General features: G+C 67.0%; 12 protein-coding genes and 1 pseudogene. 9 read left to right on the plus strand and 4 right to left on the minus strand.

The window, feature by feature from the left end; genetic code table 11:
- From JF66_RS23565 to JF66_RS09500, 6 genes and pseudogenes are all read left to right on the plus strand, one after another.
- The coding region (locus tag JF66_RS23565) for a hypothetical protein (protein WP_035877347.1) at positions 1-324 on the plus strand (324 nt) is incomplete at its 5' end.
- Between the two features lie 71 nt (positions 325-395).
- On the plus strand, positions 396-698 hold the full coding sequence (locus tag JF66_RS09480; protein WP_035877349.1) for a chemotaxis protein CheW: 303 nt from the start codon (positions 396-398) through the stop codon (positions 696-698).
- Between the two features lie 14 nt (positions 699-712).
- Positions 713-1,630 (plus strand): diguanylate cyclase, encoded by a 918-nt coding sequence (locus JF66_RS09485; protein WP_035877352.1) that lies wholly within the window; start codon positions 713-715, stop codon positions 1,628-1,630.
- 143 nt (positions 1,631-1,773) lie between these two features.
- Positions 1,774-6,617 (plus strand): annotated as a pseudogene (locus JF66_RS09490) (NAD-glutamate dehydrogenase).
- Positions 6,618-6,855: 238 nt separating this feature from the next.
- A complete protein-coding gene (locus tag JF66_RS09495; RefSeq protein ID WP_156109724.1) occupies positions 6,856-7,677 on the plus strand; it encodes a hypothetical protein in 822 nt (273 codons plus the stop codon).
- A 37-nt stretch (positions 7,678-7,714) separates the two neighbouring features.
- Positions 7,715-8,068, plus strand: coding sequence for a nucleotide pyrophosphohydrolase (locus JF66_RS09500; RefSeq protein ID WP_035877356.1), 354 nt, complete (start codon positions 7,715-7,717; stop codon positions 8,066-8,068).
- Here JF66_RS09500 and JF66_RS09505 read toward each other — a convergent pair.
- Positions 8,042-8,890 carry a DUF429 domain-containing protein gene (locus JF66_RS09505; RefSeq protein ID WP_035877359.1) on the minus strand — a complete coding sequence of 283 codons (849 nt, stop codon included), beginning with the start codon at positions 8,888-8,890 and terminating at the stop codon, positions 8,042-8,044. The genes JF66_RS09500 and JF66_RS09505 overlap by 27 nt on opposite strands.
- A gap of 118 nt (positions 8,891-9,008) precedes the next feature.
- Positions 9,009-9,779 carry an ice-binding family protein gene (locus JF66_RS09510; protein WP_081882278.1) on the minus strand — a complete coding sequence of 257 codons (771 nt, stop codon included), beginning with the start codon at positions 9,777-9,779 and terminating at the stop codon, positions 9,009-9,011.
- Positions 9,780-10,164: 385 nt separating this feature from the next.
- On the opposite strand from JF66_RS09510, the gene JF66_RS09515 reads away from it, so the two are divergent.
- The 3 genes from JF66_RS09515 (at position 10,165) to JF66_RS21680 (ending at position 13,944) form a co-directional block, all read left to right on the plus strand.
- Positions 10,165-10,581, plus strand: coding sequence for a hypothetical protein (locus tag JF66_RS09515; RefSeq protein WP_051973357.1), 417 nt, complete (start codon positions 10,165-10,167; stop codon positions 10,579-10,581).
- Between the two features lie 87 nt (positions 10,582-10,668).
- A complete protein-coding gene (locus JF66_RS21675; RefSeq protein ID WP_051973358.1) occupies positions 10,669-11,988 on the plus strand; it encodes a J domain-containing protein in 1,320 nt (439 codons plus the stop codon).
- A 366-nt stretch (positions 11,989-12,354) separates the two neighbouring features.
- A complete protein-coding gene (locus tag JF66_RS21680) occupies positions 12,355-13,944 on the plus strand; it encodes a GGDEF domain-containing protein (RefSeq protein ID WP_197059377.1) in 1,590 nt (529 codons plus the stop codon).
- Positions 13,945-14,028: 84 nt separating this feature from the next.
- Here the strand turns inward: JF66_RS21680 and JF66_RS09530 are convergent, their stop codons facing one another.
- Together JF66_RS09530 and JF66_RS09535 are read right to left on the minus strand one after the other, a co-directional pair.
- A complete protein-coding gene (locus JF66_RS09530; protein ID WP_035877362.1) occupies positions 14,029-14,655 on the minus strand; it encodes an MBL fold metallo-hydrolase in 627 nt (208 codons plus the stop codon).
- The gene (locus JF66_RS09535) at positions 14,655-15,749 is read right to left on the minus strand and encodes an S-(hydroxymethyl)mycothiol dehydrogenase (RefSeq protein ID WP_035877366.1); all 1,095 of its coding nucleotides are present in this window, start codon (positions 15,747-15,749) and stop codon (positions 14,655-14,657) included. Before JF66_RS09535 ends, JF66_RS09530 begins: the two co-directional genes overlap by 1 nt.
- Positions 15,750-15,941 lie beyond the last annotated feature (192 nt).

Genomic DNA, 15,941 nt, shown 5'->3' on the forward strand with positions numbered 1-15,941 from the left:
TCCGGCGCCTCCGCCCTGTCCGCCATGGTCTCTGAATTGTCCCGGTCCGGGCAGGAGGCCCTCGCGACCGGGAATGCCTCTGACGCCGTGGTGATCTTCCGGCGGTGGGTGTATCTTGCCGCGCATGATCCCCTCGCCCACCTGCATCTCGCACTTGCTTTGGAAGCCGTGGGGGATCAGCCCTCGGCCCATCGAGCTTTCGGCGCCGCCCGGCGTGCTCTGGAGCGGGGGGAATCCAGTGAAATCGGGGTGGGCATGGAGGGTATCCCGCTGGCCGAACTTCACAAACTCCTCGAGGCCAAGTGGCAGGAGTCGATCCGATGATCACGATGGTCACTTTCACCTGCGCCGGTGAGGCATATTGCATCCCGGTTGAGTGTACGAGGGGAGTACGGATGTCGGCCGGCATCCGTGCGGTGCCCGGGGCGGGTGCCGATATCGCCGGCGTGCTGCCGGGCGAACCCGCAGTGACCGTCTTGTCCGTGCTCGGCGGGGGCACCCACGTTCTGATCCTCGAGCTGGCGGACCTGACCTTCGGCCTGCTCGTCGGGACCGTCACGGGGCTGTGCCTCGTCGACCCGGGCGAGATCCGTGCCGTCGTCTCTGCGGCACACTCCACCGTCGTCTCGGGAACGGTGCAGGCCGGCGGTGCACTCGCGTTCGTCGCGGACCCTCGGGCCCTGGCGGCACGACTGTGAATGCCATCGGAAGGATGGCCGCCAACTGGCCCCTCGCCACGATGATGGTCTCGGACGATTCCCTGGTCATTCGAACCGTGGTTCGTGTCCACCTCGAGGATGCGGGCTATCGGGTCGTCGAAGCGGTGGACGGCAGCGATGCCCTCGACAAATGCCGGGAGTCTCTGCCCGACGTGATCCTTCTGGACATCGAGATGCCGGGCATGGACGGGTACGACGTGCTCGCACAACTGAAGGCCGATCCCCTGATGGAGGACCTCCCCGTTGTCTTTCTAAGCACCCTCAACGGGATGGACGACGTGCTGCGCGGCCTGCGCGGTGGTGCCCACGACTATCTCAAAAAGCCGTTCGAGCCGGCCGAGCTGGTGGCCCGGGTCGCCGCCGCAGCCCACGTCAAGCACCTGCAGGACCAGCTTCGCCAACGCAACGCCGAACTCGAGATGCTGAGCCGAACGGATGCCCTCACCGGCCTGCGCAATCGCCGTGATGTGGAAGAGACCCTGGGGCATCTGTGCGGGGATGCGATTCGTCACGGCGACTCGATCTGCCTTCTGATGCTCGACATCGATTACTTCAAACGCGTCAACGATTCCTACGGACACCCCGCCGGAGATGCCGTGCTCGCAGAGGTCGCCCGGCGGTTGGCCTCGCAGCTGCGGGACGCCGACGTGGCAGCCCGGTGGGGCGGCGAGGAGTTCCTTGTTGTCTTGCCCCGCACCGATCTGGCCGGGGCGCTCATCGTGGGGGAACGGATCCGCCGCGTGATTGAGGTGACGCCGATGCGGGCCGTCGGCGCGAGCATCTCGGTGACGGTGAGCGGGGGCTGTTCACTCGGCCCCCTGGACTCCGGTGCCGCACTCATCGACGTCGCCGACAGGCTGCTGTATTCGGCAAAAGCGTCCGGCCGCAATCGGATCACCGGTCCCAGCTGAGTCGGGTTCTTGTGGCCCCCGTTCTATGGATACCCTTGAAGGGCCATGCAGTTTGCCAGCAGGGCATGATTGGCGCGTGCCGGGGTGATTTCCCGCGCGAAGACCAACGCCGATCCACGAATTTTGATGGAGGAGTTTTTTCGATGACGTCTGAGCCCACAACAACCGATCAGTCCCCGATAGAGCGCACGTTCATAGCCGACTACTACGAGCACCTGATCGACGATGACGCTCAGAATTACACCGCAGAGCTGCTGCACGACCGGGCGATCGCGCACTGGCAGGCGGCCGACCATCGAAAGCCGAAGACCGCGAACGTCGCGATCCGCAACGAGGCCAGCCGCAGCGTGGTCTTCATCGCCACCGACGACATGCCTTTCCTGGTGGACTCGGTCATCGCCGAACTCGTGCGCCAGCACTCCGCCATCCATCTCGTCGTTCACCCCCTCCTCATCGTGGCCCGCAACCGCGAGACCAACAAGCTCGTGAACATCACCCGGATGCCCGCGAGCGTCGGCGTGTCCAGCGGCGACACCTCGACCATGCCGAACATCTCGCACCTGATCGCCACCGGCGACAACGCCTCCCACCTGGAGTCGTGGATCGCCATCGAGATCGACCGGGCGAGCGACGACGCTCACGAGAGCCTGATCGCCGGGCTGCACGCCGTGCTGCACGATGTGCGCGCCGCCGTCGACGACTGGCCGCTCATGCGCCTGAAGGCCGTGCAGATCGCCGACGATCTCGACCACGTTGCCCACGCGCGGGAGATCCAGGACCTGCAGCAGACCCAAGAACTGCTGCGCTGGCTCAACGCCGACAACTTCACCTTTCTCGGCTACCGGGAATACGACCTCGAAACCCTCGACGGCGAAGACGTGCTGTCCATCCGTGACGGAAGTGGCCTCGGCCTGCTGCGTTCCGCCGAGGACCGGCACCAGATCCAGCACCTCACCGAGGCGGGGCGCACGAAGGCCCGCGAACGCAGCGCGCTCGTGATCACCAAGGCGAATTCCCGCTCCACCGTGCACCGCCCCGCCTACTTCGACTACATCGGCATCAAGAGCTTCGACGCCGACGGCAACGTGAGCGGTGAGCAGCGCTTCATCGGACTGTTTGCGGCCAGCGCCTACACGAGCTCCGTGGAGGTCGTGCCCGTGCTGCGGGAAAAGGTGAACGCCGTGATGGCCGAGGTCGGCTTCCCGCCCGGATCGCACAGCGGCAAAGACCTGCTCGGCATCATGGAGACCTACCCGCGCGACGAACTGTTCCAGATCGACGTGCCGTCCCTCGTGACCGCGTCGCTCGCCATCCAGCGACTGCAGGAGCGACGCCGCACCCGGCTGTTCCTGCGCCCCGACGTGTACGGACGCTTCATGTCCGCACTCGTCTACCTGCCGCGAGACCGCTACAACACGGCCGTGCGACTGCGGATCGAAAAGGAACTGCGCGAGACCTTCCAGGCGGAGTCGCTCGACTTCGAGGCACGCATGACCGAATCGGCCCTCGCCCGCCTGTTTTATCGCATCCGCCTGCCGCAGCCGAACGCGGTGGAATCCGTCGACGGCCTCGCCCTCGAGGCTCGTCTGGCCCACGCGGTGCGGTCCTGGCCGGAAGGCATCAGCGATGAGCTGCGCGAGACGCATCCGCTGGCCGACGCCGAGCAGCTCTCCGCCCTGTGGTCGGAAGCCTTCCCCGACAGCTACCGGGTGGACTACGAGACCGACGACGCCCTCGAAGACATCGTGCGGTTCGAAGCCGCCGCCACCGCGGCCGAACTGGCCGAGGTCGCCGGTGCGGGCCGCGCCCGCCCGGGGCTCTACGTCTACCTGCCCAAGGACGTGGGCGAGCGCTCCGAGAACGCCCGCGTCAAGCTTTACATGATGGAGTCGCAGAGCCTCAGCCAGATTCTGCCGTACTTCCAGAACCTCGGCATCGAGGTGCTTGACGAGGTGCCGTTCGAGATCGAAACGTCCGACGGCCGGCGGTTCTTCCTCTACGACCTCGGGCTCATCTACCCCGCCGGGGTGGACCCGGTCGCCACCGGCGAACTGCTCGCTGACTCGTTCGGCGCGGCCGTGAGCGGCGCCATCGAGTCCGACGGCCTCGATCGCCTCGTGCTCAAGGAGGGCATGGCCTGGCAGAAGGTCGTCATCCTGCGCAGCTACGCCAAGTACCTGCGCCAGATCGGCAACACCAACTCCTACGGCTTCATCTCCAACACGCTGCTCAACAACCCCGACGTCACCAAGGGGCTCATCTCCCTGTTCGAGGCCCGCTTCGACCCCGACCTGAACGAGGCCGACCGGATGCCCCGGGTCGAGCAGGTACGCGCCGACCTCACCCTCGCGATGGAACAGGTCGCCACCCTCGACGCCGACCGGGTGCTGCGCACGCTGATCAACCTGATCGAATCCTCGCTGCGTACGAACTTCTTCCAGGACAAGCCGTATCTCAGCATCAAGCTCGACCCGCAGTCGATCGAGCTGCTGCCGTTCCCCAAGCCCATGTTCGAGATCTGGGTGTACTCGCCGCGAGTGGAGGGCGTTCACCTGCGCTTCGGCAAGGTGGCCCGCGGCGGCCTGCGCTGGTCGGACCGACGCGAGGACTTCCGCACCGAGGTGCTCGGCCTCGTGAAGGCACAGACGGTGAAGAACGCGGTGATCGTGCCCACGGGCGCGAAGGGCGGCTTCTTCGCCAAGAAGCTTCCCGACCCGGCCGCCGACCGCGGCGCCTGGATGGCCGAAGGCATCGACAGCTACAAGACCTTTATCCGCGGCATGCTCGACGTCACCGACAACCTCGTGACCACGCCCGAGGAGGGCGAGCGGATGGTGCCGCCCTATCGCGTGGTCAGCCACGATGACGCTGACACCTACCTCGTGGTGGCCGCCGACAAGGGAACCGCCTCGTTCTCCGACATCGCCAACGGCCTCGCCGCGGAATACGGCTTCTGGCTCGGCGACGCCTTCGCCTCGGGTGGCTCCGTCGGCTACGACCACAAGGAGATGGGCATCACCGCCCGCGGCGCGTGGGAATCGGTGAAGCGCCACTTCAGCGAGCTCGGCGTCGACACCCAGACCGAGGAATTCACCGTGGTGGGCGTGGGGGACATGTCCGGGGATGTATTCGGCAACGGCATGCTGCTGTCCGAGCACATCAAACTGGTCGCCGCGTTCGACCACCGGCATATCTTCCTCGACCCGACCCCCGACGCCGCCGCGTCCTTTGCGGAGCGCCAGCGTCTCTTCGACCTGCCGCGCTCCTCGTGGGCCGACTACGCTCCCGAACTCATCAGCGCCGGCGGCGGCATCTTCCCGCGCCAGGCCAAGTCCGTTCCCATCTCCACCGAGGTGCGGCAGGTGCTCGGCCTCCCCGACGGCACCACGCACCTCAGCCCGCCGGAACTGCTGCGCGCCATCCTCCTTGCCCCCACCGATCTGCTCTACAACGGCGGCATCGGCACGTACGTGAAGGCGAGCAGTGAGACATCCGCTCAGGTGGGCGATAAGGCGAACGACGGCATCCGCGTTGATGGAAAAGACCTGCGGGTGAAGGTCGTCGGTGAGGGCGGAAACCTCGGCTTCACCCAGCTGGGCCGCATCGAAGCCGCGCTGGCGGGCGTGATCCTCAACACCGACGCGATCGACAACTCGGCCGGGGTCGACTGCTCTGACCACGAGGTGAACATCAAGATCTTCGTGGACCGCATGGTGGCCGCGGGCAAGCTTGACCCGGCCGAGCGTGCGCAATTCCTCGCCGAGATGACGGATGAGGTGGGTCGCCTCGTTCTGCAGGACAACGTGGACCAGAACATCCTGCTGCTCAACGACCGGGTGCTGGTGAACAACTGGAGCCCGAGCTACGAGCGTCTGATGAACTGGCTCGAGGCATCCGGCGATCTGCAGCGCGACCTTGAGGCGCTGCCGACCACCGCCACGTTGCGCGAACGCCTCGATCAGGGGCAGGGCCTCACCTCGCCGGAACTTTCGGTGCTTGCCGCCTACGCCAAGATCGAGCTCGCGACCGCCCTGCGGGAGAGCGACCTGGGCGACGACCCGTGGTTCGGAGGCACGCTGCGCCGGTACTTCCCGGCCCAGCTCTCGGAGCGCTTCGATGCCGAGCTCGACACGCATCCGCTGCGCCGCGAAATCATCGCGACGGTCGTGGCCAACGACATGATCAACCTCGGCGGCGTGACGTTCGCGTTCCGCACCGTGGAGGAGACGTCGGCCAACCAGGCCACCGTGCGCGGGCGTTCGTGGCCCTGCGCGAGGTCTTCGGCCTCGACGACATGGTGGACGCCCTCAACGCGCTGCCCTCGTCGTTCCCCACCGATCAGTGGACGGAAATGCACCTCGACATCCGTCGGCTGCTCGACCGCGCCGTGCGCTGGCAGGTGAACCAGGGCGGCACCCGCTCCGTGGGTGAGGTGATCGCCAAGTACAAGCCTCAGGTCGAGCTGTTGCGCGCTCACCTGAGCGACTACTTGCAGGGCGAAGACCTCAAGCGGCTGCAGACGCAGCTGGCGAAGGCCGAGGAATGGGGCGTTCCCGTGTCGCTCGGCCACCAGTGGGCGGAGCTGTTCGAGGCGTTCGCGCTGCTCGACGTTGCTCGGGTCGCCGTGCAGTCCCAGACACCGGCCGAGGAAGTGGCGGCCGTGTATTACCGGGTGTACGAACGATTCGCGGTGGACAACATCCTCGTACGCATCACGGGGCTGCCGCGCAAGGACCGCTGGCAGGCACTTGCCCGCGCCGCCCTGCGTGACGACCTCTACTCGACCGTGGCCGACATGACGAAGGCCGTGCTCGACGCGACGGAGACGGGTTCCGCCGAGGAACGCCTGCAGGCCTGGGAAGCTCTGAACGCGGAGCAGCTCGACCGGGCTCGCAGCGTGTTCGAGGAGGTCAACTCCCTCGGTCAGGACGACATGGCGTCCCTCTCGGTCGCGCTGCGGCTGCTGCGCTCGATCGTGCGCCGCTAGCCATCTCCCGCGGTCGGTGGGCATAACTCCTGCAATCTGAGGGACAAAGCCCCGCCGACCGCGAGTTTGCGGGCATCCGTCGCGGAGCCGCTACGAATTGCAGGAGTTATGCACGCCCGACCGTTCCGGGGCCGGAGGCTGGGGCTCGGGCCGTAGCGGGTGGCGAGATTCCCGGCTATCGTGCCAGGCGAGGGCGCGGTATCCGCGTCCGTACGGAGCGTCCACGGGAGGCTCAGCGATGAATACGACCACGACCAGAGCCAGACTCTGGTTGTTTCTCTCCCTCGGCGCGGCCCTGCTGGCCTTTCTGGGCAGCCTGGCAGCCCTGCTCGACTCCAGCGTGTACTACTACGACCTGTCCAGCGACTTCGCCAACCAGGCGCGGGCCCAGGATCTGGTGAACGCCGTGGTCGTGGCACCCGTCCTCGCGGTGTGCGCCGTGGTCGCGCTGCGTGGGTCCGAACGCGCCTTCGTCATCTGGCTCGGCGCGGTCGCCTTCACGGTCTACAACTACGTGATCTACACCTTCAGCATCCCGTTCGGGTCGCTGTTCCTCGTCTGGGTGGCGGTTCTGGGCCTCAGTCTGTTTTCCCTGATCGGTGGTGTGATCTCGGTTGAACCGGGCCAGGCGGCCGTGATGTTTCCGAGTCGACGGGCCCTCGCGGTCTCCGGGGTCGCGCTGATCGTCGTGTCGCTGCTGTTCGCGGTTCTCTGGCTGTCGGAAGACCTGCCGGCTCTGCTCACGAACTCCACCCCGCAGAGCGTGTACGCGCTGAAGCTGCCGACGAACCCGGTGCACGTGCTCGACTACGCCTTCTTCCTGCCGGCCGGGGTGATCCTCGGCGTGATGCAGCTGCGCCGCCGGGCATTCGCCTCCCCGGTGGGCTCGGCGTTTCTGGTCTTCCTCCTGCTGACCAGCGTGCCGATCGCCGTCACGCCGTTCGTGATCGCATCGCAGGGGTCCTCGACGGAATTCTGGATCCTGCTCCCGATGGGCATCCTCGCGGTCGGGCTCGCGGGCATCCTCGGGTGGCTCCTCCGCAGCGTGCCCAAGGTCTAGCTCGAGGCGCTCGCGCCCCATGCCGGAGAATAGAACCATGGGCATACACCAGATGCAATCAGACCTTCGAGCCTTCGCACGCGAGCGAGACTGGGAGCAGTTCCACTCGGTGAAGAACCTGGTGATGGCGCTCAGCGGCGAGGCGGGGGAGCTGAGCGCCCTGTTGCAGTGGGTCGAGCCGGGCCAGATCGGCGCGTGGATCGCCCGGCCCGCCAACCGTGAGGCCGCGAGTGACGAGATAGCGGATGTGTTGGCTTACCTCCTGCAGGTCGCCGACGGTCTCGACATCGACCTGGAAGAGGCCTTCACCGCCAAGCTCGCCAAGAACGCGGCGAAATACCCGGTGGAGAAGTCCCGCGGCGTGTCAACCAAGTACACCGAGCTCGGCTGACCGGGCCGGGCGCCGCTGTTCGGGGCGCGCGGCGGCGATGATCACCGGGCGGCGGCCCGCCGAGTCGGGGGTGTCCGTGGCCCCGAGCACCTGGCACCGAGAGAGTCCGTGTGCGTGCCAGAGCGAGGCGGTCCAGGCCGCGAGAGCGGCATCGAGCAGGTCTTCGCGGTGTTTGTACGTGCGGTCGAGCAGCGGTGACGGCTCGTCCAGCAGTTCTGCGGTGACCGGGTGGGTGGCGAGGCTCAAGGGCGGGCTCGCCGTCGTGAGACGGGACATCCGCTGCAGCAGTTCGTCGCATTCGCTCGCGCGAAACAGGCGGCGCTCGCCGAGCGGCAGCGCGGTGTTCGGGCGCTTGTAGCGGGGGCGCTGTTCGGTATAGCCGAATTCCGCCGCGCCCACGAGCGTTGTGTAGGGGTAGCACTCAAAGAATTCGATCGCCTTGGCGGCGGGCGGATGCCGGCCGTCGGTGTAGCGGAACCCGGCGGCCTCGAGGGCGATCCGCAGGGTGACACCGCCGAGCCACTGCAGACGCAGGCTGCTCGGGTTCGCCGCCACCTTCCAGCGGCCGTAGCGCTGGCCCACCTCACGCTCGCACTCGCGGATGCCGGTGGCGTTGAACACGACAAGCGGGGCGTCGATCGCGATCACATCACCCGGTTCGGCGAGGGCGATCAGCCACGCGGCGACGGCGTCGATGCCGCGCGCCCAGCCCGCGTGCAGCACCGTTCCGCGCTCGTCGAGGCACACGAGTCCGGTCTCGTTGGCGGGCTTCAGTGCGGTGCCCTCGCCCCACGCGAGGTCGACGCCGAAGAACCTAGCCATCGGAGCGCGGCTGATCGGCAGCGATGGTCGGGCGTGTGATCGGAGCGGTGCTCATGGCCGCAGCCTACGCGGCGGGAGGGGGCGGTGCCTGCTGGCACCGCCCCCTCCGCTCGGTGGGTTAGAGCGCGGGCTCGGTGACGGTGTTGCTCTGCAGGGTGACGGCGGTCTGCGCGAGCAGGCGGCCGTTGATGGAGGCTCCGGTCTTCATGGCGATGAGTGTGTGACTGAGGATGGTGCCCTCGAAGTGCGCGGTCGTGCCGATCGCGACCTCACCGGCGGTCTGCCAGAACACGTTCTTGGCCTGCACGCCGCCCTCGAGCGTCACGTTCTTGGCCGAAGCCTGGGTGATGTCCCCGGAGATCTGGAAGATGAACACGTCGTCGACGCCGCCCTGGAGGATGACGTCGTTCGAGAGCTGCACGTCAGTGCTCCACGTGTACAGTCCGGGCGTGAGAGTGAGGCCGCCGATCTCCCCGGCGCCGAGGTTGACGAAGTCCGGGTTGGTGCGTCCGGCGGCGTCGGTGTACGCGATGCCCATGTCGCCGACGGCCCCGGTGAGGCGGGTGTCGTCGACGACCCGGCAGGCCGGGCCGGCCGCGTTGACCGTGTAGATGGTACCGGTGACCTCGTCGCACGCGACGTGGATGGCGGCACCGGAGATGGGGCTGGATCCGACGTCGCCCAGAATGGCGGAGGCGTAGACATCCGTGACCCCTGACTTGGACAGGATGGCGAACGAGCCGGCGCTGCCGAGCTCGACCGGTGTGAGGGGGAGGCTGTCGGCGGAGGCCCCCGCCGCTCCGGCCCCGCCGATCCCCACCACGGCGGCGGTGAGCAGAACGGCCATCACGCGCTTGCGTGATCGTGACGATGGTGTGAAACGTGACATGGTGATCTTCCTCTCAGTCGGCCCGCACGGTGCGGGCCGGGCAGGGCCACCGAGGACGTGGTCGCCGGTGCTGCACACCGGTTTCTGCCGCTGGCAGGCGCCCACGTCTGCTGGTGGGCATGACGAAGAGGCAGCCCGGTCGGCTGATATCGAGCGCCCCAGGCGCGCGCACAACGCGCGCCGCTCATGACCGGTTGCAGCGACAAAATACTGTCTAAGCCCAGACTAGAGGCACTTTCCGCGTCGGGGTAGACAGGTCGTTTGAAAACAAGCGAATTGGAATGCTTTCGTGACACAGCGCCGCTCGGCAACAAATGTCGGTGGCTGGTTCTACCGTGGCCGGTACCACTCACCGACGCTCGTGCCGAGAATAAGGGAGCTGATCATGAAGGTACTTGTGGCCACGCGCGCATCGCAGGGCGCGCGCCGGGGCGATTACGACCACTGCGTCACGGGGGAGCTCGTGTGGATGCTCGAGCCGTGCCCGGCGAGCCTGCGCAATCCCGCGGGAAAGTGCGGGTGCGGGCGTTCGTTCGAGGGGATGAGCTCGCACCGATCGACGACGACGGCACTGGTGCGCGAGATCCCCGAACTGACCCGTGCCGATTTCGCGGCGGCGCTGCGTGCCAGTTTCGACGCCCAGGGCTGGTGTCCCTGTTGCTGCGCGCAGCCGGTCGATGAGGCCGTCGACGGCCTCATCGCCGCAGCGGCGCGCTGGCCAGAGGGAGCCGTGATCGAACGCCGGCTGAACGTGCTGAGCCTTCGGGCCCAGTTGCCGTCGCCGAGAGGCAACGCCGGATAGCTCACGCGGTCGAGGCCCACGTCGGTAAATGTCCCCCATGAGGGGGACGGAAACCCTAGGGTAGGGAATACCAGTCCAGGGGGAGCCATGAGCGCGACGCAGAAGAACCTGTACGACGTGCTCGGGGTGCCTGCTGTCGCCGATTCCACCGAACTCAAACGGGCCTATCGGCGCATGCTCCGGGCGAGCCACCCCGATCTTGGCGGGTCTCCCGAGCATTTTCGAGAAATACAGACGGCGTGGGCGGTGCTCGGCGATGCTGATCGCCGGGCCGTCTACGACCGAGGTCTGCTGAACGCACCGACGGCCGATCGGGCGCGACCGCGGGCATCCGCGCCATCCGCGCCCCGGCGCACCCGTCCGTCGAATGGTCTGGCCGACGTGCACGGACATCCTGGCGGCAGCTCCCGCGCCCGGTACCTGCACCAGGTTCGGGATTGGTTCGCCGAGCCTGTCACCCCAGTACCGCCCCGGCCGCCCCAGCCGACCCCCAGGTTGTGGGGGCGGTTCCTGGCACGGTCGCTGCGCTTGATGTTCGTGATGACCAGCTGGTTCTTTGCCGCCGGAGCGGGGACCGCGCTCGTGCTGGCGTGGCGAGCCGGAACCTTCGAGAGCTCCCCATACTCCCTCACCACTCTCGCCATCGCCGCCGGCACGCTCTGCGCGGGTCCCGGCGCGGTGTGCTCGGTCGCCATCTCGATTTTGCGCACCGTTCGGAACCCGTATCGCCGAGAGGTTGCCCATGTGCGCAAGGCACGCGCGGTCGCCTTCGCCGAGCGACAGGCCGCGTATTCGAGCGCGCTGCTCGAATTCGATCGGAAACGACGCTCAGTCCCGCAAGACGTGGACACGCTGCTCGCCGAGCCGTTCTCGCCGCGGACCATCGCTCAGGTTTCGGCGGGTGTGCGCGCGAGCCTCAATGACGCGCTCGCCGCCGAGATGACGGCGCGGTCGCTGGCCACGCTCGGCTGGGAGTTCTCGGTGTGGCATGACGTGCAGGTCGGGAGGGGGAACGAGTGCGTCGATCACCTCGTCGTCGGACCCCAGGGACTGACGATCCTGATGTCGATGGGAGCTGCGGCACCGGTGTCGATCACGGGTGATCGGGTGTCGTATGACGGTGCTCCTGGGGCAGACCCGGTGAGCCTGTTGCGTGCACGAGTGAACGCCGTGCTGGAAGAGGTCGCCCTGGCGGGGGTGTTGTCGGCCGTGCTGGTGTATCCCGACGCCGTGCTGGCGGATCAGAGAGTTCACCGCATCGGCGGGTCCCGGGTGCCCGTCTTCGTCATGGCCGTGTCGACGCTCGCCGCGGCGCTGACCGGGGGACTTCCGGGGCTGGGGGACTGCGCCCCCCGGCAGGTCGATCGCCTGCGCGCGAGTGTGGGGGCGCAGACGCGATTCGCATAGCAGGAGAGGCGGCGGTTGGTCGGGGCATCCCGAAACTTATTCTTGCTCGAAATCCTCCATCTGTGCAGCATTTTGCCCCGATCGGGGGTTCCATCGTGTCCCCCTTAGGGGGGACCCGCATTCGAGTGGTGCGCCGGCGTTTGCGCTGATATGTTCAAAGAAAGTTGAATGATTCTGGGGGGTGCACGCGTGACGCTGAACGATTCAGTTGGGCACGCTGGAGCGCTCGATGTCGGGCTCCCACCCAACACAGAGGTCGGCCTTGCCACCCCCACGGGAATGGCCGACACCTCGGATTTTCTCGTCCCCGTGACGCCATCGATCGACACGGAACCGTCGACGGACACGGAACCGTCCATCGACGGGATGCTGGAGCAGGCCGAGCGCTGGGGTGCCGATGGACGCCACCGCGACGGCGCGAAGGTCGCCGAAGCGGTGCTCGCCCGCCCGGATGCAACCTCTGGGCAGCAGGCCCACGCGCGGGAGGCCCTGTCCCTGCATCGTCTGCGACTCGGCGATTTCGAGGCCTCGGTGCATCAGGGGCTGCTGGCCATGGAATACTTTGTCGCCAGCGACGATCTATTGCGCCAGTCGAAGCTGCACTGCACGCTCGCGCTGGCCTATCACGAGACGGCGCTGAACGAGCAGGCCCTCCGCCATGTGCTGGCAGCCCTGGAGGCCGCACGGGCCTGCGGGAGTCGTACGGCGGAGTTCTGGGCGCTGAGCCGCTCCGCGATGGTGCACGAGGCGATGGGCGACCCGACCCGGGGCATGCAGCTCAGTCGGCAAGCCCTGGATCTGGCGCGTACCCTCGACGACCCGGAGGCCGGCTTCGCCGCCCTCAACAACCTGGGCGACACGTGCATCGAGGTGGCGCGTGGTCAGAAGGCGCTGGGCCTGGATGCCTCGATCGCACTGCAGGAGGGGCTGATCCACGTGCGGGGCGCCGTCGACGCCGCCCAGGTCCTCGGGCACACGTTCTACGAGTCGATGGCGCTCAGCAACCTCGTGAGCATTCTCATCGAACTCGAGGAGTATCCCGAAGCACGCGAGCAGGCCTATCGAGCCAAGGAGATGGCCCGCGCGAACGGCTACCGCAACCTCGAGGTCAATAACGATGCCCAAATCGCGGCCATCGTGCGAGCACAGGGCAACCTCGACGAGGCAACCGCCATGATGGATGCCCAGCTTGCCGATCCTTCGGCAGAAGAAGACCTGATGCTGCTCACCACGCTGCATCGCGCCCTGTTCGAAATGCACAAGTCGAGCGGGCGGTTCGAGCAGGCCCTCAACCATTACGAACAGTTGCACGAGCTCACCTTTCGGATGGCGCAGCAGACGGCCGGGCTCCAGTCCAAAATGCTCATTAACACCATCGAGATCGAACAGGCGCGCCACGACGCCGAGCGGGCCACGCTCGAGGCGCAGATGCAGCGTCTGCGTGCCGAGGAACTCGATACCGCGGCCCGCACCGATCCGCTGACCCGGCTGCCGAACCGTCGGGCGCTCGATATGGAGCTGCCGCTGATGCTGGAGCGAGCCGAGCGGGACTCGCAGCCGCTGTGCGCGGCGATGATCGACTTCGACCACTTCAAGCAGGTCAATGACGTGTACGGGCACGGTGTCGGCGACGAGGTACTGATCGCCATGGCGTCCATGCTGCGCTCGGTGACGCGGGAAGCGGACCTGGCTGTGCGCATGGGTGGGGAAGAATTTTTGCTCGTTTTAACGGATACCTCGCGTGAACGAGCGGGCCAGGCCTGCGAACGCCTGCTCGCCTCCGTGCGCGACTTCACGTGGGCATCCATCGGCCCGGGGCTTTCCTGCACGGTCAGTGCGGGTGTCGCGCAGTGGGACGGGGTCGAGAGGTCCTCCCACTGGCTGGCGCGAGCCGACGCTGCCCTGTATGCCGCCAAACATGGCGGCCGCGACCGGGTGAGCATTGACCCGACTTAGCTCGGCCGCTCGGCCGTTCGACCGATGGACGGTTTGACGGCTTCACCGCTTGACTCGCCCGCGAGCGCGGGCCTGCTGGTCTCGCTAGTGCCCGCGGGCGATCCATGCCTCCAGGTCGGGCGCTTCGGCGCCGATCGTCGTCGACTCGCCATGACCCGTGAGCACCACGGTGTCGGCCGGCAACGTGAGCAGCCGGGTCGTGATCGACTCGATGATGGTGGGAAAGTCGCTGTACGAGCGCCCGGTTGCGCCTGGGCCACCGTGGAACAGGGTGTCCCCGCTGAACAGCGTGCCGAGCTCCGGAGCGTAGAAACACACCGCTCCCGGGGAGTGCCCCGGGGTGTGGATCACCTCGAGCTCGGTGTCGGCCACCGTGATGCGCTGGCCGTCCACCAGGGGCAGATGCGTGGAGTTCGGGTAGACGGTCGTCCAGAGCACATCGTCGGCCGGATGCAGGGACGCGGGTGCCTGAGTGAGAGCCTGTACCCCGGCGATCGCGCCGATGTGGTCATTGTGGGCGTGGGTGCAGTAAATGCCCCGCAGTGTGCGGCCGCCGACGGCCTTGAGGATGGCTGCGGGGTTGTGGGCGGCGTCGATCACGATGCATTCGGTGTCATCGCCGACGATCCAGACGTTATTCTCGAGTTCCCAGGTGCCGCCGTCGAGGCTGAAGCTGCCGGCGGTGATCAGGTGTTCAATGCGAGCATTCATCAGAGCACCACGACCGATCGCAACACGTCGCCGCGGGCCATCTTGTCGAAGGCGGCGTCGATCTCCTCGATACCGATCTTCTCGCTCACGAATTCGTCGAGCGGAAGGCGGCCTTGCAGGTACAGGTCGGTGAGCATGGGGAAGTCCCGTTCCGGCAGGCAGTCGCCATACCACGATGATTTAAGCGAGCCGCCACGACCGAATACGTCGAGCAGAGGAATTTCGAGCATCATCTCGGGCGTGGGTACGCCCACGAGTACGACTGTTCCGGCGAGGTCGCGGGCATAGAACGCCTGGCGCCACGTTTCCGGGCGGCCGACCGCGTCGATCACGACGTCGGCGCCGAATCCACCGGTAAGGGCCTGCACCGCCGCCACGACACCGTCCTCGTCGAGGCTCGAGGAATCGATCGAGTGGGTGGCGCCCAGCTCGAGTGCCTTCGCCAGCTTCTTCGGGTCGCGATCGATGGCGATGACCACGGATGCCCCGGCGAGCTTTGATCCCACGACCGCGGCGTTTCCGACGCCGCCGCAGCCGATCACGGCCACCGAGTCGCCATGGGTCACGTTGCCGGTGTTCATGGCGGCACCGATGCCGGCCATGATGCCGCAGCCGAGCAGCCCGACGGCGGCGGGGTCGGCGGCGGGGTCGACCTTGGTGCACTGCTTCTCATGCACCAGGGTCTTGTCGGCGAAGGCGCCGATGCCCAGTGCCGGGCTGAGTTCAGTGCCGTCCGTCAGTGTCATCTTCTGCGTGGCATTGAAGGTGTTGAAGCAGTACCAAGGTTCGGCGCGCTTGCAGGCGCGGCAGTCGCCGCACACGGCACGCCAGTTCAGCACGACAAAGTCGCCCACGGCCACGTGAGTCACGCCCGCGCCGATCACGCTGACGCGCCCGGCGGCCTCATGCCCCAGCAGGAACGGGAAGTCGTCGCTGATGCCGCCCTCTTTGTAGTGGAAGTCGGTGTGGCACACGCCGCAGGTTTCTACGTCGACCACGACCTCGCCGGGCCCGGGGTCGGGGATCACGATTTCGGTGAGCTCCACGGGGGCGCCCTTCGAACGAACAATGACGCCGTGAACGGTGATGGGCATAAAGCTCCTCGAGAAGTAGCGGGCTGTGCAATAACCCTAGCGAACTGCCGCTGCCGACAGGCTGAGCGCGAGGAGCCGGCTCGTCAGAAGTCGTCCAGGGTGGCCTGGTGCTCGCCACCAGTGCTGGCACGGGCACGGTCCGAGCGGGCAGCACGTCGCTCAGCAGGAGCAGGAGCAGGAGCAGGAGCAGGA

This window comes from Cryobacterium sp. MLB-32 (genome assembly GCF_000738085.1).
Lineage (GTDB): Bacteria > Actinomycetota > Actinomycetes > Actinomycetales > Microbacteriaceae > Cryobacterium.